Source organism: Hymenobacter sp. (assembly GCF_036388155.1).
GTDB lineage: Bacteria > Bacteroidota > Bacteroidia > Cytophagales > Hymenobacteraceae > Hymenobacter.
Genome location: NZ_DASVSI010000137.1, coordinates 38,901 through 56,393 on the forward strand (window position 1 = coordinate 38,901; position 17,493 = coordinate 56,393).

17 protein-coding genes are annotated in these 17,493 nt (G+C 63.4%); 10 read left to right on the plus strand and 7 right to left on the minus strand.

The features are described 5' to 3' along the window. The first annotated feature begins 33 nt into the window (after positions 1-33). Positions 34-822, plus strand: a complete 789-nt coding sequence (locus VF629_RS18975; RefSeq protein ID WP_331060076.1) for a M48 family metalloprotease — start codon at positions 34-36, stop codon at positions 820-822. Positions 823-1,352: 530 nt separating this feature from the next. After that, positions 1,353-1,826: a hypothetical protein gene (locus tag VF629_RS18980; protein WP_331060077.1), complete on the plus strand. Its 474-nt coding sequence runs from the start codon at positions 1,353-1,355 to the stop codon at positions 1,824-1,826. Between the two features lie 448 nt (positions 1,827-2,274). Here VF629_RS18980 and VF629_RS18985 read toward each other — a convergent pair whose 3' ends face one another. The 3 genes from VF629_RS18985 to VF629_RS18995 all read right to left on the minus strand — a co-directional run bounded on the left by VF629_RS18985 (position 2,275) and on the right by VF629_RS18995 (position 5,349). Then, entirely contained in the window at positions 2,275-3,255 is a 981-nt protein-coding gene (locus VF629_RS18985; RefSeq protein ID WP_331060078.1) for a hypothetical protein, read from the minus strand. An 11-nt stretch (positions 3,256-3,266) separates the two neighbouring features. Next, the gene (locus VF629_RS18990; protein WP_331060079.1) at positions 3,267-4,091 is read right to left on the minus strand and encodes a fatty acid desaturase family protein; all 825 of its coding nucleotides are present in this window, start codon (positions 4,089-4,091) and stop codon (positions 3,267-3,269) included. Positions 4,092-4,851: 760 nt separating this feature from the next. Then, a complete protein-coding gene (locus tag VF629_RS18995; protein ID WP_331060080.1) occupies positions 4,852-5,349 on the minus strand; it encodes a hypothetical protein in 498 nt (165 codons plus the stop codon). A 499-nt stretch (positions 5,350-5,848) separates the two neighbouring features. On the opposite strand from VF629_RS18995, the gene VF629_RS19000 reads away from it, so the two are divergent. The 8 genes from VF629_RS19000 (at position 5,849) to VF629_RS19035 (ending at position 12,195) form a co-directional block, all read left to right on the plus strand. Beyond that, positions 5,849-6,517: an ABC transporter ATP-binding protein gene (locus VF629_RS19000; protein WP_331060081.1), complete on the plus strand. Its 669-nt coding sequence runs from the start codon at positions 5,849-5,851 to the stop codon at positions 6,515-6,517. Between the two features lie 14 nt (positions 6,518-6,531). Continuing rightward, on the plus strand, positions 6,532-7,029 hold the full coding sequence (locus VF629_RS19005) for a hypothetical protein (RefSeq protein ID WP_331060082.1): 498 nt from the start codon (positions 6,532-6,534) through the stop codon (positions 7,027-7,029). Between the two features lie 124 nt (positions 7,030-7,153). Continuing rightward, positions 7,154-7,531 (plus strand): ABC transporter permease, encoded by a 378-nt coding sequence (locus tag VF629_RS19010; protein ID WP_331060083.1) that lies wholly within the window; start codon positions 7,154-7,156, stop codon positions 7,529-7,531. Beyond that, on the plus strand, positions 7,497-7,778 hold the full coding sequence (locus VF629_RS19015) for an ABC transporter permease (protein ID WP_331060084.1): 282 nt from the start codon (positions 7,497-7,499) through the stop codon (positions 7,776-7,778). Before VF629_RS19010 ends, VF629_RS19015 begins: the two co-directional genes overlap by 35 nt. A gap of 9 nt (positions 7,779-7,787) precedes the next feature. Next, the gene (locus tag VF629_RS19020; protein ID WP_331060085.1) at positions 7,788-8,369 is read left to right on the plus strand and encodes an ABC transporter permease; all 582 of its coding nucleotides are present in this window, start codon (positions 7,788-7,790) and stop codon (positions 8,367-8,369) included. A 187-nt stretch (positions 8,370-8,556) separates the two neighbouring features. Beyond that, a complete protein-coding gene (locus tag VF629_RS19025; protein WP_331060086.1) occupies positions 8,557-9,798 on the plus strand; it encodes an ABC transporter permease in 1,242 nt (413 codons plus the stop codon). Between the two features lie 185 nt (positions 9,799-9,983). Further along, complete coding sequence (locus tag VF629_RS19030) at positions 9,984-11,096, plus strand: efflux RND transporter periplasmic adaptor subunit (protein ID WP_331060087.1); 1,113 nt, start codon at positions 9,984-9,986, stop codon at positions 11,094-11,096. Positions 11,097-11,406: 310 nt separating this feature from the next. Continuing rightward, entirely contained in the window at positions 11,407-12,195 is a 789-nt protein-coding gene (locus tag VF629_RS19035) for an MBL fold metallo-hydrolase (RefSeq protein WP_331060088.1), read from the plus strand. Positions 12,196-12,374: 179 nt separating this feature from the next. Here VF629_RS19035 and VF629_RS19040 read toward each other — a convergent pair whose 3' ends face one another. The 4 genes from VF629_RS19040 to VF629_RS19055 form a co-directional block, all read right to left on the minus strand. Next, positions 12,375-13,121 (minus strand): LytTR family DNA-binding domain-containing protein, encoded by a 747-nt coding sequence (locus tag VF629_RS19040; RefSeq protein ID WP_331060089.1) that lies wholly within the window; start codon positions 13,119-13,121, stop codon positions 12,375-12,377. After that, the gene (locus VF629_RS19045) at positions 13,118-14,284 is read right to left on the minus strand and encodes a sensor histidine kinase (protein WP_331060090.1); all 1,167 of its coding nucleotides are present in this window, start codon (positions 14,282-14,284) and stop codon (positions 13,118-13,120) included. Before VF629_RS19045 ends, VF629_RS19040 begins: the two co-directional genes overlap by 4 nt. Before the next feature lie 51 nt (positions 14,285-14,335). Beyond that, positions 14,336-15,307 (minus strand): alpha/beta hydrolase, encoded by a 972-nt coding sequence (locus VF629_RS19050; protein ID WP_331060091.1) that lies wholly within the window; start codon positions 15,305-15,307, stop codon positions 14,336-14,338. A gap of 320 nt (positions 15,308-15,627) precedes the next feature. Then, positions 15,628-17,157: a rhamnogalacturonidase gene (locus VF629_RS19055; RefSeq protein ID WP_331060092.1), complete on the minus strand. Its 1,530-nt coding sequence runs from the start codon at positions 17,155-17,157 to the stop codon at positions 15,628-15,630. Positions 17,158-17,493 lie beyond the last annotated feature (336 nt).

The window sequence follows — 17,493 nt, forward strand, 5'->3', positions numbered from 1 at the left end:
CTTCTTTCGCTTTTTACCCTTCCGGCTGTTTTTATGAAAAAACAACTTCTTACGCTGGCCCTGCTAGCAGGCGCTTATTCGACCGCTCAGGCCCAAATTAAACTCAACCCCGGCAGCCTCGGCGCGGGGCTGAAAGCGGCCAAAGCCGCCACCCTCAGCGACCAGCAGGTGGTGGACTACACCAAGGAATACGTGGCCTGGAGCGACGCCAACAACCCCGTGGCCCCCGCCGCCCACCCGCTGGCGCAGCGCCTGCAGAAGCTGGTGGCCGGCCTGGGCACCTACGACGGCATGACCATGAACTACAAGGTGTACCTGGTGAAGGACGTGAACGCCTTTGCCTGCGCCGACGGCAGCGTGCGCGTGTTCGCCGGCCTGCTGGAGCTGATGAACGACCAGGAGGTGCTCGGCGTCATCGGCCACGAAATTGGCCACGTCAAGCACAAAGACTCGCGCGATGCCATGCGCACGGCCCTGCTCACCTCGGCCCTGAAGGAAGGGGCGGCGTCGCAGGGCGGCGCGGCCGCCACGCTCAGCAACTCGCAGCTGGGCGACGTGGGGCAGGCACTGGCCAACGCCTCGTTTTCGCGGGCGCAGGAAAGCAGCGCCGACGGCTACGGCTACGAGCTGCTCAAGGCCCAAAAGGTAAACCCTTGGTACATGGCGTCGGCCTTCGGCAAGCTCCAAGCGCTGTCCGACGGGGCGAAAGCCTCGAAGAGCGCCCAGCTGTTTTCCTCCCACCCCGACGCGGAAAAGCGCATGGCCGTGGTGAGCGAGCGGGCTCAGAAAGACGGTTTTGCCAAGCCCGCAGCGGATAAATAACGCGTCCGCGGACGCGGGCTGCGATGGTCAAAGAACGCCGGCAACCCAGGTTGTCAGCGGGTTGCGGTATTTGCTGGATACGGCAAATACCGCAACCCGACCACGTGTTCAGCCGCTTACTTTCCCTCGGCCGACATTGAGTTGTGCAACAAAAGCATCGGCGACTGGGGCTTCACCGAGAGCCCCGGGTTGCTGTGCTTTGGCAGCCAGTGCAGCCCTACCCCGGCATTGAAATAATTGGTGTGGTTTTCAGCTAAAATGCGGCTTTTCTCGCTCCTCAAAAACGGGCGCGGGTGAAGTCAGCGTCCTCACCACTTGAAAGACTCGTTCTACGACAATGAATAAGCACTAGGCAAGGTGCTATTGAAGCTGTCAGGAAGTCTTCTCCGCCCGGTCCGACGCCGTGGGCGCCCGCCCTGTTGCCGCGAGAACGGGTACACAAACGACCAGCGCCCGAGAACCGGTCCGACGCCGTAGGCATCGGACCGGCAAACACCACACTCCCGAAATAGCTTCATGAACCAACCTACATGTCGGCTAATTATCTGCTTGTAACGCTCAATTTGGTCTGCGGAATACTAGCCGCTCGGCCGGCCGGGGGGCAGGCTGCGCCGGCCTTTGCAAAGTATCCGGCAGGAGCCCGGTACGCGGGGCCGGGTGCAGCGCCTCGGTTGCGACCGGGCACGGCGGCCTGGTATTTTCGTACGCGCATCCGGGAAGCGGCCGTACAGCCGCCCAATTTTGCGGGGCACTACGTGCTGGCCACGTGGGGCTGCGGCACAGAGTGCGTCAGCTACGTCATCATCAACGCCAAAACCGGCGCCGTTTATTTTGATAATCGGACGGTTTGCTGCTGGGGCACGGCCGTGCCCGATGATTTTGAGCCGGTTCGCGGGCAGCTCGACAGCCGCTTGCTTGTCTGCACGGGCCAGCTTAACGAGGAAGGACCTAACAAAGCCCATCGTTACCTCTTCACCCAAGGGAAGCTGGTGGCCCTGCCGTAGCCAGCCCGTTCTGTTTTCCATCTGCGGGCGCGAAAATATTCTCTGCCGGCGCCCTTACCGCGCGTGGCGGCTGAAAAGCTGCGGGCACTAGAGCGGCACTCTGGCGAAGTCCACCTTCGCCCTGGGCGGGACTTTCTACCTCGTCATCGAAGCCAGCAACTGCCGAGTTCACCCCGAAGCTGTTTACGAAGTTATTTAGCTGCTGTAGAAACGCATAGTTGCGTCTCGTAGTTAGCGCCATTTGGGTATGGTTCGTTCAACGATGAGACGCAACTATGCGTCTCTACGCTGTTCGGCCGGTCCTCAAAACAGCTTTACCAACTACTACCAGCCCGGCAAATGGCTTACCTGTTGAATGACCCTGGCGGGTGCGATTGACTTAGTGCGGTGCTAGGGCAGGCTGCTAGGCCGGAGCAGCGTTTGGAAGAAGGTTGCGTCCGCTTTCGGCTCACCCGGCGAAATTGCCGGCGTGCTTCAGCGGGAAGCTCAGCCACAGCCCGGCCACAAACAAGCCCAGCCCCGCAAAGGCGGGGGCCAGGTGGCCAACATCTGTGTAGCCGATGAGCGGGTGCACGCCAATGGCCGTGGCAAAGCCCACGCCGCCTGCCAACGCCAGCACCTGCCACAGGCCGCGGCTGGGGGCCCCGCACCACACGCAACCAACCAGCGCCAACCCGCAGCTGGCCAGCGCCCCACCAAAGCCGGCCCGGTCGTGCGCAATGAGTGGCACCAAGCGCGGGCTGAGGGTCATGAGTTGTTTAACCGTCAGGTTCATGTACTGCAAATCCTGCGGCACAAACACCCGCGTCGCGCCCACCACGACGTTGACAAAGCCGGCCAGCAACATGCCGAACCCGGCAACGAGCAGACAAGCCCGACCAATGCCGGCCCGCGAACCCCAGGCCTCCGCCACGGAAGGGCGCAGCACGCTGCGCAGGTGCCGCGAGCCGCGCAGGTGCGGAAACGACCGCGCCAGCTCCAGCCCGAACACGGGCAGCAGCAGGGCCGTGGCCGTGCCGTGCCACACGTCGAAATAGCCGAAGCCCAAGTACGCCAAGAAGCTGCTGAAGCCCAACACGCCGCTGCCCACCAGCACCCACCACGCCCAGGCCTGGCCCTGCCGCAGGGGAAATTCGGCCAGCCACATGTAGAGCAGGCCAGTGGCGATGACGGCCCCGCCGAAAGCGGCCCGGTCGTGAAACATGAAGTGCAGAATGCGGCCGTCGTTGGCCCCGCAGATTTGGCTGGCCACCGCGCCCAGATACGCCACGTCGTGCGGCAGCAATTGGCGCATCGCGGCCAGAAACAGGGCAAACCCACCGCTTAGCGTCAGGCTCATCCCCACCAGCGTGAGTAGGCGCCGGCCATTGCCCGCCAGCGCGGCGACCAGGCTTTGCGGTTCGGCGGTGGGCGGTTCGGGTAGGGGCATGAACGAGAAGGCTAAAATCCTAGCTTGGTCGGTTCCACGCCTTGCTGCGCAAAATAGGGGTCGAGGCGCTTGGCGAGCTCGGGCCAGCGGTGGTGCGGAATGGCCGGGTACAGGTGGTGTTCGAGGTGGTAGAGGTGCTCGGCGGCAATCAACGAAGCCATCCGCCCCCAGAACAAGCGCGTCTGCAACAGCACGTTCTGCTCGCGCGGCCGGTGGGGCAGGTACGAAGTCATAAGCGGCAGCACCCAGCTACCCAGCGTCATCAGCCCCGCGTAGATGAGCAGCACCGGGTGGCCGGCCAGCGCCAGCCCAACGGCCAAAACGATTATGAACAAACAGGCCAAGCCCTCCACGCGCACCCAACGCTTGTCGCCCCGCTCCTGCCGCAGGGCCCAGAAATACAGCTTAAAATTGTAGGTAATGCCCTCGCGCAACGCCCCCAGCAGCGACATGCCGGCCGCTGCTCCTTCGATGTCGTCAGGGGCGGGGTAGCGGGCGTGGTGGTGCAGGTGTGCCAGCCGGTAGGCGTGGCCGCTGCGCAAGGCCAGCAGCTCAATCACGCTCAAAAAGAAGTCGTTGACGGGCTTGCGCAAGCCCAGGTTGGCGTGCACCAGGTCGTGCGACGTCGAGCCGTAGGTGAGAAAGCTCAGGGCCATGAGCAACAGCACGGCCGGTACCCACCAGCCCAGCGCGGCGAACCCGAAATAGCCGGCCGCGCAGCCGAAAGGCAACGCCAGGGTCAGGGCCCGCTGCCCGTTCGTAATCGGCACCAGGTCGGCGAAATGCCGCGCGGGCGGCAGGCCGGCACTACTGGCAGTAGCATGATGGTGAGGCATAGCGGTTGTAGGTTTCGGGCTGGGGCGGAGGCGGTAAGTTACAGCCCGCTGCTCATTGTTGATAAAGCCACCAGGCCTCATCATTTAACAGGAGATTAGCACGAGCCAACGCGTGCTTAGAGGATGTTTGCGAATTTAATTCGTCAGCCCCGCGCGCCCCGCCGACGAGGAGTGGTCAACGGAGCTGGCGCGCCCGGCCCAGCTGACAGCAGGAGCTCGTGGTGCCCTCCAAGAAGTTGACCACGGACCCAGGGGACACGATGAGCTAAAAGGATGGCCTCAAGAAGTGGTGGTACAGTAAACACTGGCCTCCTAGCACACAACTCACGAACTACTTACTAGGCGCCGGGTTTGCGCCAGGAGGGGGCATGAGGGCACTGCCCACGACAGTGGAGTGAGCAGGCACTTGGGCACCGATTGGCTGGGCCGCGCCGCCCGGCAGGACGACTTCCGGGCCAACCCCGACCTGCCGGCGGCTTGGCATAAATCCGGGGCGAGCCCACACAGTGGCCAACAACTCGGCCACGTGCCTGATGAGCAACATGATGCCCCCGGCCCCGCGCAACAACCGGAAGACGTGAGCCAACCCGGAAAACTACTGCCGCAAGCTGGTCGGCCAAGGCAAAAAATGTGCGTCGTGTGCCGGCCCCTACGGCCGCACCGCAAGGGTGCGACCGACCGGCTACCACGAAAAGGAGCGCCTTGTTTGTGCCGCCCAGCGGCTAAGCAAAAGCCCCGCCGGGTGGGGCGGGGCGTTGGGCTATTTCTTGTCTTGCTTGAGGTAGGCCGTGAGCAAGTACTCTGGCTTGGTGTCGTTCGCTATTCCTCTGTCAAAGGCCAGCCGGTACGATTGCTGCCGGCCCGTGGCCCCGTTTTCGCGCAGGTTCAAGGTCAGATAGTTGTCCTCCGTCGTGGCCAGGTTCCAGCTACCGCCGTTGACCGTGATTTCGTAGTTGTTTTTCACGGCCGTGCTCTGGCCCGAGGCAATGTTGGTCACGTTGGCTTTGAAAATGCGCCGGTTCCAGGGGTGGTCCAGGCCGACGATTTCGATGAGCGCCTGCTTGTTCTCGCGCTTGCCGACCCGCACGATGGTGACGAGCAGGTTCTTGTCGCCGGAGTAGGCCTCGGCTTGCTCGCCGACTTCCGGCCGGGCCGGCGCCGCCGCGGTGGCTTTCTGGGCATGCGTGGTCGTGGCCGAAGCCAAGGAAAGGAGGGCGGCGAACCCAATGCCGGCGCAGGCCTTGAAGGTCTTGTTCATGTGCTAGTTGAAGGGGTGAAAGAGTGAAAAGCTCAGCAGTATTTTCCATACGGGCGGCGCAAAAACTTGGTTAACTGCTTTTCGCTATTTTCTCGTCTCCACAGGCATCCCCACAGGCCCGGCGCCCGGAAAACCCCGCCAGGCGGGGCGAGGCGCCTCACCGCCGGTGCTTTTTTGTTGCGCGTGGCGGGCGGGGTGGCGTAGCGGCGGCATCGAACCCTTTGTTTCTGAAGGATGACCAAGGCACGCGGTGGTTCGGCAGCAGCTGGCTAACCGGGGCCTGGAAGAAGAAGTAGGCTCCCTCAAGCAGCAAGCCGGCAGCTCCCAAGACTGCTAACCGGCAAGACCGTTGCATTTCAATGATTTTGCTGCCGGCAAGGGCACGCAGGCAACCCAGCCGGCCGAAGTTGCATCTAGTCGTTTATGCCTCTTCCGCCGCGCCTTTACCGGATACGATACCTGCATATTTGCGCGTTTCTTATTTCCATAGCCGGTCATCATGATTGAATTGCGCAACATCCGCAAGAGCTACGAGGTGGGCACCAACCGGCTGGAAGTGCTCAAGGGCATCGATTTGCACATTCGGGCCGGCGAGCTGGTGAGCATTATGGGGTCGTCGGGTTCGGGCAAAAGCACGCTGCTCAACATCCTGGGCATCCTCGACGACTTCGACCAGGGCGACTACACGCTGGCCGGCACCCGCATCGACCGCAACCTTTCCCAAACCCGGGCGGCGCACTACCGCAACCAGTTCCTGGGCCTCGTCTTCCAGTCCTTCAACCTGCTCAGCTTCAAAAGCGCGCTCGAAAACGTGGCCCTGCCGCTGTATTACCAGAAAGTGGGCCGCCGCGAACGCAACCGCCTGGCCCTTGACTACCTCGACCGCGTGGGCCTGGCCGACCGCGCCGACCACCTGCCCAGCGAGCTTTCGGGCGGCCAGAAGCAGCGCGTGGCCATTGCCCGCGCCCTCATCAGCCAGCCCAAGCTCATCCTGGCCGACGAGCCCACCGGCGCCCTCGACACCCAAACCACTCAGGAGGTGATGGATATCTTCAAGCAGGTGCACGGCGCCGGCATGACGGTCATCATCGTGACCCACGAAAACGACATCGCCGCCCAAACCCAACGCATGATTCGCGTGCGCGACGGGCTCATTGTAAACGAATAACCCCCTGCTCTAACATGAAAACCTCTTTTCTGCTTCTCCTCGCCACTTTCGCCTGCAGTTTCCAGGGCCAGGCCCAGTCCTCGCCCACGGAAACGCAGGCAGTAGTCCGCCAGCTCAACCAGCTGATGCGCGACCCCAAAAAGCCCAAACAGGACGTGACGTTGACCATCAAGGGTTGTCACGCCGAACAGCTCATCCGCGACCGCGACGCCGACGTGAACACCTCCTCGCCCTTGGCCATGAGCTTCAACAACGGCGACTCGGGCTGGGCCGTGAAGATGGACAACGGCGTGTTTGAGATGAAAATGAGCTTCGACTGGGCCGACGTCACCGCCCTGACTTATGAGCCCGAGACCGACAAAGACGGGACGAAGCACTACCAGATAAAGATTAAGAAGAGCAAAAAAGGCAGCAACATCAGCTTCGATTTGCCGCTGTACACCACCGACCTGGCCGTGGTGAAGGACATAACCGCGCGCCTCGACAAAGTGCGCCGGGGCTGCAAAGGGTAAATCATTCAACAATTATCAATCAACATTTAGCAGTCGTTTCAACTGCGCATTGTGGCCTCATAGAACGGCGCCTAAATGGTAATGGATAATTGTTGAATGTTAACTGTTAAATGTCAAACGACCCATGTTCGACCTCGACAAGTGGCAGGAAATCTTGGGCATAATGCGGCGCAACAAGCTGCGCACGTTCCTGACCGCCTTTGGCGTGTTTTGGGGCCTCTTCATGCTCGTGCTGCTGCTGGGCGCGGGCAAGGGATTGGAAAACGGAATATGGAAGGAGTTTGGGGCGGGCGCCAAAAACAGCCTGTTTGTGAGCGCCGGCAAGACCTCGCTGCCCTGGCAAGGCCTGCAGCCGGGCCGCCAGCTCAAGTTCACCAACACGTGGACGGCGTGGAGCTGCTGGCTTCGCGCAACCGCCTGTTTGGCGAGTACACCATCATCAACGGCACCAAAACGGCTCTTACCAGGTGTTTGGGGCCAACGCCGAATTCTTCCAAATTAGCGGCGAGCAGTTGGCCAGCGGCCGGCTTCTGAACCCGCTCGACGGCCTGGAGCAGCGTAAGGTGATGCTGCTGGGCGAGAAGGTGCGCAAGGTGCTTATCGGCGACAGCGCCGCCCTGGGCCGGTACGTGCAGGTGAAGGGCGTGTTTTTCCGGGTGGTGGGCACGTTCACGAACACCGGCAACAACGGCCGCAACGAGGAGCGGGCCTTCGTGCCGTTCACCACCCTCCAAACTACCTTCAACTAGTACAACCAGGTGCAGCGCATCGGTATCAGCAGCCGCCAGGGCACGCCGGTGAAGGTGCTCGAAGAGCAGGTGCGGCAGCTGCTGGCCCAGCGCCACAAGTTCGACCCCGCCGACAAGCAGGCCCTTGACCTCGACAACAACGAGGAAGAAGTGGCCCGGTTTGAAGGTCTATTTCGCGGCATCAAGCTCTTCGTGAGCGTGATTGGGGTGCTCACGCTGGTGGCCGGCGTGGTGGGCGTGAGCAACATCATGCTCATCATTGTGCAGGAGCGTACCCGCGAAATCGGGGTGCGCAAGGCGCTGGGCGCTACGCCCTGGAGCATCATCAGCATGATAGTGCAGGAATCGGTGGTGATTACCAGCGTGTCGGGCTACCTGGGGCTGCTGGCCGGGGTGGCTCTGCTCGACGCCGTGCGCTACGCCCTGGAGCAAGCCGGCGGCACCACGTCCTACTTCGACCACCCGCAGGTGGACGTGGGCGTGGCCCTGAGCGCCACGGCCTTGCTGGTAATATCAGGTGCCGTGGCGGGGCTGGTGCCGGCCACCAAAGCCGCCAACGTCAAACCCATTGAAGCGCTCAGGGCTGATTGAACAGTTGGTCTAACTTCTGTACGCTCAAACACAAAAAGACGTCATGCTGAGCGGAGTCGAAGCATCTCTACCGCAACACTAATTATTTACTTACGCCGTAGAGATGCTTCGGCAAGCTCAGCATGACAGGCTGGAGTCCTTTTACAATAGAATGACTGCCCCAATTCCTTTTTCCCATAAGCAATTCATGTTTGACCTCGACAAATGGCAGGAGATTCTCGGCACCGTGCGGCGGCACAAGCTGCGCACGGGCCTCACCGCGTTTGGCGTGTACTGGGGCATTTTCATGCTGGCCGTGCTGCTCGGCGCGGGCAAGGGCTTCCGCAATGGCGTGGAGCAGGAGTTCGACGTGGCCAAAAACGCGGTGTTCATTTGGTCGCAGCGCACCAGCGAGCCCTACGCCGGGCTGAAAGTGGGTCGCTTCATCCGCTTCACCAACGACGACGTGACGGCACTGACCCGCGAGGTGCCCGAGGCCGCCGTCATTCTGCCCCGCAGCTCGCTCGATGGCACGTTCACGGTGCAGTACGGCACCAAAAGCTCGTCCTTCTCCGTGAACGGCGAGTACCCCGGCTTCCCGGCCATCAAGGCCCTAAACCTAACTGGCGGCCGCTTTATCAACGCCCCCGACATTCGGGAGCGGCGCAAGGTGGCCGTGATTGGCGACCGCGTGGCCGAGGTGCTGTTTGGCAGCCAGGAGCCGCTGGGCCAGCAGATTCGCATCAAAGGCATCTACTTTCTGGTGGTGGGCCGCTTCAAGGCCGAGGGCAAGCCCGAAAACGCCCAGGAGGAAGCCCAAACCATCATCATCCCGCTCACCTCGCTGCAAAATACCTTCAACCAGGCCAACCGGGTGGGCTACTTCGCCTTCATTCCCAAGCCCGGCATTCCGGCCGCGGTGGTCGAAACCAAGGCCAAGCAGGTGCTGGCCCGGCAGCACAAGGTGGCGCCTACCGACGAGCGGGCCTTCGGCTCGGCCAACGTGGAGGAGGAGTACGCGCGGGTGCAGGGCCTGTTTACCGGCATTTCGGGCTTTAGCTGGCTGGTGAGCGTCGGCACCATTCTGGCCGGCATCATCGGGGTGAGCAACATCATGCTCATTGTGGTGAAGGAGCGCACCAAGGAAATTGGCATCCGCAAGGCGCTGGGCGCCACGCCCTGGAGCATCGTGAGCTTGATTGTGCAGGAAAGCATCGTCATCACGGCGGTGGCCGGAATGTTGGGCCTGCTAATGGGCACGGCGCTTATGGCCGGCATCAACTCTATGATTGCGGGCCAGAACGTGGGCTTCTTTGCCAACCCGCAAGTCGACGTGGGCGTGGCGGTGGCCGCGGTCTCGCTGCTGGTGGTATCCGGCGCGCTGGCCGGGCTGGTGCCGGCGCTGAAAGCCGCGCAAGTGCAGCCAGTAGTGGCCCTCAAAGACGAATAGAGTGAAATTTTACCTGAAAAAAAACAGCTCATTTGGCCGTCATGCAGAGCGCAGCGAAGCATCTCGCGTGCTACCAGTAATTCTTTTCAACGATTGGATTACTACCCCACGCGAGATGCTTCGCTGCGCTCTGCATGACCTTTTGCGCTCTGCATGAACTTCTTTAAATTTTCTTACCAATTGCCATGAAACGTGTTTTCCTCTCCCTGTTGCTGCTGCTGGTGCTGGCCGGGTTTGGCTGGCTGGGCTACTACTTCTGGAAGCAGGCCCACACCGACCCCATTACCTACCAGACCGAGACGCCCTTTGTGGCCGACATTGTGAAGAAAACCGTGGCCACGGGCAGCATCGTGCCCCGCCGTGAGGTGCTCATCAAGCCCCAGGTGTCGGGTATTGTGGAGGAGCTGTACGTGGAGGCCGGCCAGCCCGTGAAAGAGGGCCACCTGCTGGCCCGCATCCGCACGGTGGCCAATGCAGCCAGCGTGAACAGCGCCCAAACGGGCATTCAGGCGGCGCGCATTGCCGTGGAAACCAGCAAAACCGCCCTGGACCGCCAGAAAGCGTTGTACGACCAGAAGGTAATTGCCGAGCAGGAATACCTCAACTTCCTGGCCGACTACCGCGCCAAAAAGCAGGCCCTGGACGCGGCCGAAGGCAACCTGCAGATTGCCCAGCGCGGCGCCTCGCGCAACACCGGCGGCTCGCTGAACTTGGTGCGGTCCACCATCACGGGCATGCTGCTGGACGTGCCCATCAAGGAAGGTTCGTCGGTGGTGGAGCGCAACAACTTCAACGAAGGCACCACCATCGCCTCCATCGCCGACATGCAAAGCCTGGTGTTCGAGGACAAAATCGACGAGAGCGAAGTGGGCAAAGTCCGCGAAGGCATGGACTTGAACCTGACCATTGGCGCCCTCGAAAACCAGAGTTTCCCCGCCACGCTGGAGTACATCGCCCCCAAGGGCTTGGCCGAGGAAGGCGCCATCAAGTTCCAGGTTCGGGCCAAGCTCAAGCTCAAGCCCGGCCAGTTCCTGCGGGCCAACTACTCGGCCAACGGCGACATCGTGCTGGGCCGCCGCCAGCAGGTGCTGGCCATCCGCGAAAGCCTGCTGCAATTCGGCAAGGTGAACAAGGACAGCGTGTACGTGGAGGTGGAAACCGGCCCCCAGCAGTTCCAGAAGCGCCTGGTGAAAACCGGTCTTTCCGACGGCATCAACGTGGAAATCACCTCGGGCCTGGCCAAGGCCGACAAAGTGAAAGTACTGGGGCCACCGGCCAATGGCGAAAAGAAGAGCTAACTCCAGCGGCGCTACCCGGAGTCAGGCAGCATGTTAGTGCACTTGCCGGTGCGGAAGGGGCACTGTATAGAGGCCAGGTGGGAATTTGCGCCGAAGCAACGCAACTGGCCGCCCGAGTAGGTCTGGCTACATTGGAGCGCCGGGGCAACGCGCGTGGCGCTGCTGCGTTGTAGTGGCCGAGCTGCCCGCTGGCCTGAACTTGTGCAGGGTGACCAGGTTATAGGTCCCGGTTTTCGGTAGCGGCTACTCCAACGGGGCCAGACCACTGGAAGCAGCGGATAATGCCTTCTTAATTAACAGTCAAAAACCAATGAAATTCACCCTTGTTCTCGCCGCCGCGCTGGCTGCTTTTTCGGTTCAGGCGCAGGCCCAAACCGCCCCCACGGCCGCCGCGCCGCGCACGGCCGCCGACCAGATTGCCACCAAGCAAGGTCCGCTCACGGTGCAGCCCATTACGCACGGCAGCGTGGTGCTCACCTGGAACGGCAAGACCATTTACGTGGACCCCTACGGCGGGGCGGCGGCCTACGCCGGCTTGGCTGCGCCGGACGTCATCCTCATCACCGACATTCACGGCGACCACATGGACCCGAAAACGCTGGCCGGCCTCTCCGTGGGCAAGGCCTTGATGGTGGTGCCCAAAGCCGTTGCGGACAAGCTGCCTGCTGAGTACAAAGCGCAGGTGCGCATTCTCAGCAACGGCCAGAAACTTGACACGCTGGGCATGACAGTGTCGGCCATTCCGATGTACAACCTGCCCGAAGCGGCCGACGCGCCCCACACCAAAGGCCGCGGCAACGGCTACGTACTGGGCGTGGGCGGCAAAAACGTCTACCTCTCCGGCGACACCGAAGACATCCCCGAAATGCGCGCCCTCAAGGGCATCGACGTGGCGTTTGTGTGCATGAACCTGCCCTACACCATGGACGTGAACCAGGCCGCGCAGGGCGTGCTAGCCTTCAAACCGGCCATCGTGTACCCCTACCACTACCGCGGCCAAAACGGCCTGAGCGACGTGGCCGCCTTCCAAAAAACCGTGACCGCGGCCAACAAGAAAATCGACGTGCGGCTGCGCAACTGGTACCCGGCGGCCCAATAAACGAGCGGAGCAGCCAGGAACACCGGCCATTGCTGAGCGTCATTGCGGCGTATGCACTTCCTTCCCCGCGAAGGCAGCAACTGTCACCTCCGGGCGGCCAACGGCCCACGGCGCGCACATCTTAGGCAGTACCTGCTGGAGATGTGCGCGCCGCGGGCCGTTGGCTTTTTTGGGGGCCGTTACAAGCTCAAGAGCTCGCGGAAGCGCACCGACTGCTGGCGCGATACTTCCACCACCTCGGCGCCGCCGCGCAGCGTGAGGCGCAGGCTGTGGCTGAACCACGGCTCGACGCCCGCCACGAAGTTGAGGTTGATGATTTGCTGGCGGTTGGCCCGGAAAAACACCTTGGGGTCTAGGCGGGCTTCGAGCTGGGCCAGCGTGCGCGGAATCAGCGGGCGGTGCTGGTCGAAATAGATTTGGGTGTAGCTGCCGTTGATTTCGAAAAGCCGCACCTCGGCCAGCCGCACAAACCAGCACCGCTCGCCGTCTTTCACAAACACTTGGTCCTGCCCGGTCAGTAAGGTTGGGGCGGGCACGGCGGGCGCGGGCAGGGACGTAACTCTTGGGCTTTCGGGTAGCAGCTGGGCCCGCACCTTGTTGAGGGCGGCGGCGAGGCGCGCTTCCTGCACGGGTTTTAGCAGGTAGTCGAGGGCATTGACGTCGAAGGCCCGCAGGGCGTGGGCGTCGTAGGCCGTGGTGAACACCACCGGCGGGGCCGCTTCCAGCGAAGCCAGCAGCTCGAACCCGGTTTCGCCGGGCATGTGGATGTCGAGCAGCAGCAAGTCGGGCCGCTGGGCGGCCAACTGGGCGCGGGCCTCGTCCGCGTTGCGGGCTTCGCCGGCCACCACCACGTCGGGAAACGCTTCCAGCAGGCGGCGCAGCTCGGCCCGGGCCAGGCGCGAATCATCAACCAGCAACACGTTCATCGATGGGTGAATGAGTGAATGGGCGAATGGGTGAATGTTGGGGTAGCAGCGTCAAGCACTTCGGCGGTTGAGGCCGGGCTGGGGGCGGGCAGGCGCAAGGTGGCCAGCACGGTATCGGCCGCGGCGGGGTCGTTGGCCAGCGCAAACGTTGCGGCCGGCCCAAACGCCTGCGTCAGCCGCTCGCGCAGGCCCCGCAAGCCCAAGCCGCTGCTCGCCTCCGCCGCGGCGGGGGCGTACCGCCCGGGGCTGCGCACGGCCAGGCAGAGCCACCCGGCGGCGTCGAGCTGCGCTGTAAGGGCCACGCTGCCGCCGGCCGGGCGCGGAGCCACGCCGTGCTTAATGGCGTTTTCGACCAGCAGCTGCACCGTGAGCGGCGGCAGAGGGACGGCCCGGGCGGCGGGGTCCACGTCGAGGGCGTACTGCAGCCGGTCTTCCAGCTGCAAGCCTTCCAGGGCCAGGTAGTCGGCCACGATTTCCAGCTCCTGGCCCAGCGGCACGAGCGGCGTGGCGGCGTGCTGCATCACGTAGCGCAGCAGCTCGGCCAGGTGCGCCAGGGCTTGCCGGGCGCGCTCGGGGTCTTCGCCCACCAGCCCCCGGATGTTGTTGAGGCCGTTGAAGAGAAAGTGCGGGTTGAGCTGGGCCCGCAGCGTGTTGAGCTCGGCCTCGCGCACGGCCGCCGTCAGCCGCCACTTCTCAATTTCGGCCCGGCGCGAGCGCTGCAGGTAGTGCCAGCCCACGTAGGCCGCCGCCCACAGCGAGAGCAGAATGGCTAGGTTGAGGGAGTAGCCCAGCTGCGCGGCCCAGCCTTGCGGCCCCCGGTTGGCGTTTTGAAACGGCAGCCCCAGCGCCGATGTCAGCCCAATCACGACCACGCAGCCCACGGCCAGTAGTGCGTTGGCCAGCAGCAGCCGGCCGAGCAACGCCAGCGGCGGCTTGGCCAGCCACTGCCCCCGCCATATCAGCTGGCGCAGCAGGTGCGAGGCGCCCATCGTGGTGGCGGCAATGATGAAGCCCATCACGTCAAACACCCACGTGGGCGTGCCAGTAGATTTCGGCACAAATGCCCGAAACAGAACGATGTTGAAGACGCCGTACAGCGTCCAGGCCACGACCTGCATGCCCCAGTAAGAACGGCTGGGCTTGGGAACAGAAAGCGGGGACATGGCAGCTAGGAGTAATGAAGGAGAGCCCGCCGGGCCGACGCCCGGGCTACGCTATTTCTTCCGCGCGTAAGTTGCTTTGTCGGCGTAGTGCGTCTGCAAAAATGCGTCGGTCTGCTGAAAAAACCAGGCCGTGTCGTCGTACATCAGGAAGTGCTTGCCGGCCTGCGACATTTCGATGCGGTGCTGCGGCAGCTTCGCGTACTGGGCCGCAAAGATGGCGCGCGTCGAAGCCAGGGTGGCGCCAAACGGCTGGTAAGCGGCCCAGCTGCCGAGTACCAATGCAGGCTGCCGCACGGCGCCGAGGTCGGCGCGCAGGTCGGTGGTGTACATCTCGTACATGGCCTGTGCCACGCGGGCGGGGGTAGAGGCTTGGCCCCAGCGCGCCACCAGGCGTTGGCGGGCGGTGTCCGTCACCATGCTGGCCACCATTTGGCGCTGCTGGGCCAGCGGCATGTTGCCGGCGCTCACTTGCTGGCGCATGCCCTCGGCCATGGGGCGGGCGGTTTCCACGGTCGTGGCGGGGTTTTGAATGGCGGCCAGGAAGGGCAACGAATCGAGAATGACGAGCGGGCCAACCGCCCCGGGCTGCGTGGTGCTCAGCCACAGGCCCATGAAACCGCCCAGGCTGTGCCCAATGACGGCGGGTCGGTCCAGCTTTTGGGCGTTGATGTAGGCCAGTAGCTCGTCGCGCACGGCCGGCAGGAAGGGGGCCGTGGGGCTGCCGCCCGCCGCCGGGGCCAGGCCGCCAAACCCGGTCAGGCTGAGCACGTGGCACTGGTAGCGGCTTTGGTAGCGGGCCACGGTTTCGTCCCACACGGCCCCGGGGCAGGTCAGGCCCGGAATCAGGAGTACCGGCCGGCCCTTGCCCACCACCCGCACCGCAAAGCTGGGGTGGGCGGCCGGGTTGTCGGCCACCACGGCGGTGGGCAGCGCTGCGGGCGGGGTTGTCGCAGCAGCTGGCTGGGCATGGGCGGCGCCCATCAGCAGGGCAGCAACAGAACGGCGGAGAGCGGCATAGTTCATGGCGAGGGGTGTGTTTACGGGGTGAATGATGGCTCAAACCTACCCCTGCCCTTTCCGGCCCCAAAGGCAATTTCCGCCAACGGGCATTTTGCCCCGTAAACGGGCGCAAACCCGGCTGAACCAACCTCGCTGCCAACCGGTGGGCCCTGGGAGAAGTGCTTAAAAGCTATTCGAGTTAGGCTGAACGGGCCTTGATGCGGGTGCGCAAGTACCCCGAAATTTCATTTCGGCCCGGCAGAACAACTGGTGCAGGCTTCGGCAGACCGTGCGACCGGGCCGAAATGGAATTTCGGGGTACTCGTTCCGGCTCAAACCGCTGCTTAGCGCGGCGGCTTGGTGGCGTTGATGCCCGGCGCGTTCTGCACGCGGCGCGCTTTCACGTTGATGAACCGGGCCGTTTCGACGCCCTTGGCTACCGGGGCCTGGAAATCATCGAGGGTGAGTTGCTGCACGTCGTCGGCAAACAAAGCCGGGCGCTGGTCCGGGCCGTTTAGCTCGAAGCGGATGTTGCTCAGCGTCAGGTCGCGCACGTGCCGGGCAAACAGGCCGTAGGCGGGCGTGGGGCCCAGCAGGAAGGGTTCGGGGTATTGGGTTTCCAGGGTGGCCAGCTCGGGGAGGGCGCGCTGGCTTTGGGCGGTGGTGCCGCCGCCGTGGTAGCGCACGTAAATGTTGCTGAGCCGGATGCCTTCCAGCGGGTGCCCCGGCACGCCGGTAATCTGAATGCCGCTGAGCGAGTCCCGGGTGGTGACCACCACGTTGCCAATGGAGATGTTGCGCACCACGCCCGTTTTCGTGGTTTCGGCCGGGCCGCGGTTGCGGCTGCCCAGGGCAATGTAGAGGGGGTAGTGCGAGACGTTGCGCATCGTCAGGTTGGAAATGCTGATGTTCTCCATGATGCCGCCGTCCACGAGCTCCAGGGCCAGGCCGTTGCAGCTGTCGAACACGCAGTTGGACACCACGCAGTTGCGGAAGCCGCCGTTGGACTCGGTGCCGAACTTGATGCGCCCGCTCGACCAGCCCACTTTGGCCGGGATGCGGCGCCCGTTCAGCAAGGTGCCTTCCTCGAATCCCGACACGGCGCAGTTGGTAATCAGCAGGTTTTCCGTGGGCCAGGGCCGGCCCAGGGCGTAGGAGCTTTTGGGGCAAATGGCGTCGTCGTGGGGCGAGTTGACGCGGCAGTTCGAAACCAGGGTGTTGGTGCAGCAGTCGATGTCGATGCCGTCGCGGTTGGTGTCGATGGTCAGGTTGTCGAGGGTGGTCAGGTCACAGCCCGTGAGCAGGATGGCAAAGTGCCCGCCGCGCACCATGGTCACGTCCCGGATGAGCACGTTGCGGCAGCGCTTCAGGGCGATGGCTTTGTCGCCCAGGCCGATGGAGCCCCCGGTGGGGTTGCCCAGGTGTTCTTTGTCTTTGAGCGTGAGCCCGCCGCCGTCAATCAGCCCGCGCCCCGTGATGGACACGTTGGCGAGGTCTTCTCCCCACACCAGGCTGTTGTGAAAGTAGGTGTGGCCGCCGTCCTGGTAGGCTTTTCCGGCAAAGGGTTCGGCCGGGTCGTAGGCGTTCATGGCCTGCGGGGCGCCCAGCAGGACGGCGCCGGCGCGCAGGTTGAGCTCAATGTTGCTCTTCAGGTGAATGCTGCCGCTCAGGTAGGTGCCCGCCGGCAGGTACACGGTGCCGCCCCCGGCCTGCGCCGCCGCCGCAATGGCTTTGTTGATGGCGGGGCTGTCGAGGGTTTTGCCGTTGCCGGTCGCGCCGTAGGCGCGCACGTTGTACTCGCCGGAAGCGGGTTGGGCCGCCACGCGCAGCGTAAGCAACAGCCAAAGAAAAAGCAGCCGGTATAGCAACGACATAGCGCACGGGACAAAAGGACGGGGGCAAAAAGGTGTCCGCGGCACCGCCAGGCTCGGCGCCAGGCACCGCTGCCGGACAGCAACCGACCACCCCGCCACCCAGCCATACCGCTGAACCGTGGTAAAACTAGTTGGTCTCGGGTGCACCGTAGCGGCACCCGGGCTCCCATTGGCAAAGAAAGGCGTTGGGCAAGGTCACTCATTCACCGCAGGTCTCTTCTCTCGCATGGTATACCCAATCAGGCGGCCATGCCGAACGGAGCCACCCTTCGGTTTGCTCCGCTCGGCATGGCCGCCTGGTTAGATAGGCTCTTACAGCGGTTTCGGAGCCGGTGT

What these genes read in the sequence shown, in the direction of transcription:
- VF629_RS19040 (WP_331060089.1), bottom strand. Translation starts at nt 13,121, where the DNA reads ATGAACGTGTTGCTGGTTGATGATTCGCGCCTGGCCCGGGCCGAGCTG.
- VF629_RS19050 (WP_331060091.1), bottom strand. Translation starts at nt 15,307, where the DNA reads ATGAACTATGCCGCTCTCCGCCGTTCTGTTGCTGCCCTGCTGATGGGC.
- VF629_RS18985 (WP_331060078.1), bottom strand. Translation starts at nt 3,255, where the DNA reads ATGCCCCTACCCGAACCGCCCACCGCCGAACCGCAAAGCCTGGTCGCC.
- VF629_RS19005 (WP_331060082.1), top strand. Translation starts at nt 6,532, where the DNA reads ATGAAAACCTCTTTTCTGCTTCTCCTCGCCACTTTCGCCTGCAGTTTC.
- VF629_RS19030 (WP_331060087.1), top strand. Translation starts at nt 9,984, where the DNA reads ATGAAACGTGTTTTCCTCTCCCTGTTGCTGCTGCTGGTGCTGGCCGGG.
- VF629_RS18975 (WP_331060076.1), top strand. Translation starts at nt 34, where the DNA reads ATGAAAAAACAACTTCTTACGCTGGCCCTGCTAGCAGGCGCTTATTCG.
- VF629_RS18980 (WP_331060077.1), top strand. Translation starts at nt 1,353, where the DNA reads ATGTCGGCTAATTATCTGCTTGTAACGCTCAATTTGGTCTGCGGAATA.
- VF629_RS19045 (WP_331060090.1), bottom strand. Translation starts at nt 14,284, where the DNA reads ATGTCCCCGCTTTCTGTTCCCAAGCCCAGCCGTTCTTACTGGGGCATG.
- VF629_RS19025 (WP_331060086.1), top strand. Translation starts at nt 8,557, where the DNA reads ATGTTTGACCTCGACAAATGGCAGGAGATTCTCGGCACCGTGCGGCGG.
- VF629_RS19055 (WP_331060092.1), bottom strand. Translation starts at nt 17,157, where the DNA reads ATGTCGTTGCTATACCGGCTGCTTTTTCTTTGGCTGTTGCTTACGCTG.
- VF629_RS18995 (WP_331060080.1), bottom strand. Translation starts at nt 5,349, where the DNA reads ATGAACAAGACCTTCAAGGCCTGCGCCGGCATTGGGTTCGCCGCCCTC.
- VF629_RS19010 (WP_331060083.1), top strand. Translation starts at nt 7,154, where the DNA reads ATGTTCGACCTCGACAAGTGGCAGGAAATCTTGGGCATAATGCGGCGC.
- VF629_RS19000 (WP_331060081.1), top strand. Translation starts at nt 5,849, where the DNA reads ATGATTGAATTGCGCAACATCCGCAAGAGCTACGAGGTGGGCACCAAC.
- VF629_RS18990 (WP_331060079.1), bottom strand. Translation starts at nt 4,091, where the DNA reads ATGCCTCACCATCATGCTACTGCCAGTAGTGCCGGCCTGCCGCCCGCG.
- VF629_RS19035 (WP_331060088.1), top strand. Translation starts at nt 11,407, where the DNA reads ATGAAATTCACCCTTGTTCTCGCCGCCGCGCTGGCTGCTTTTTCGGTT.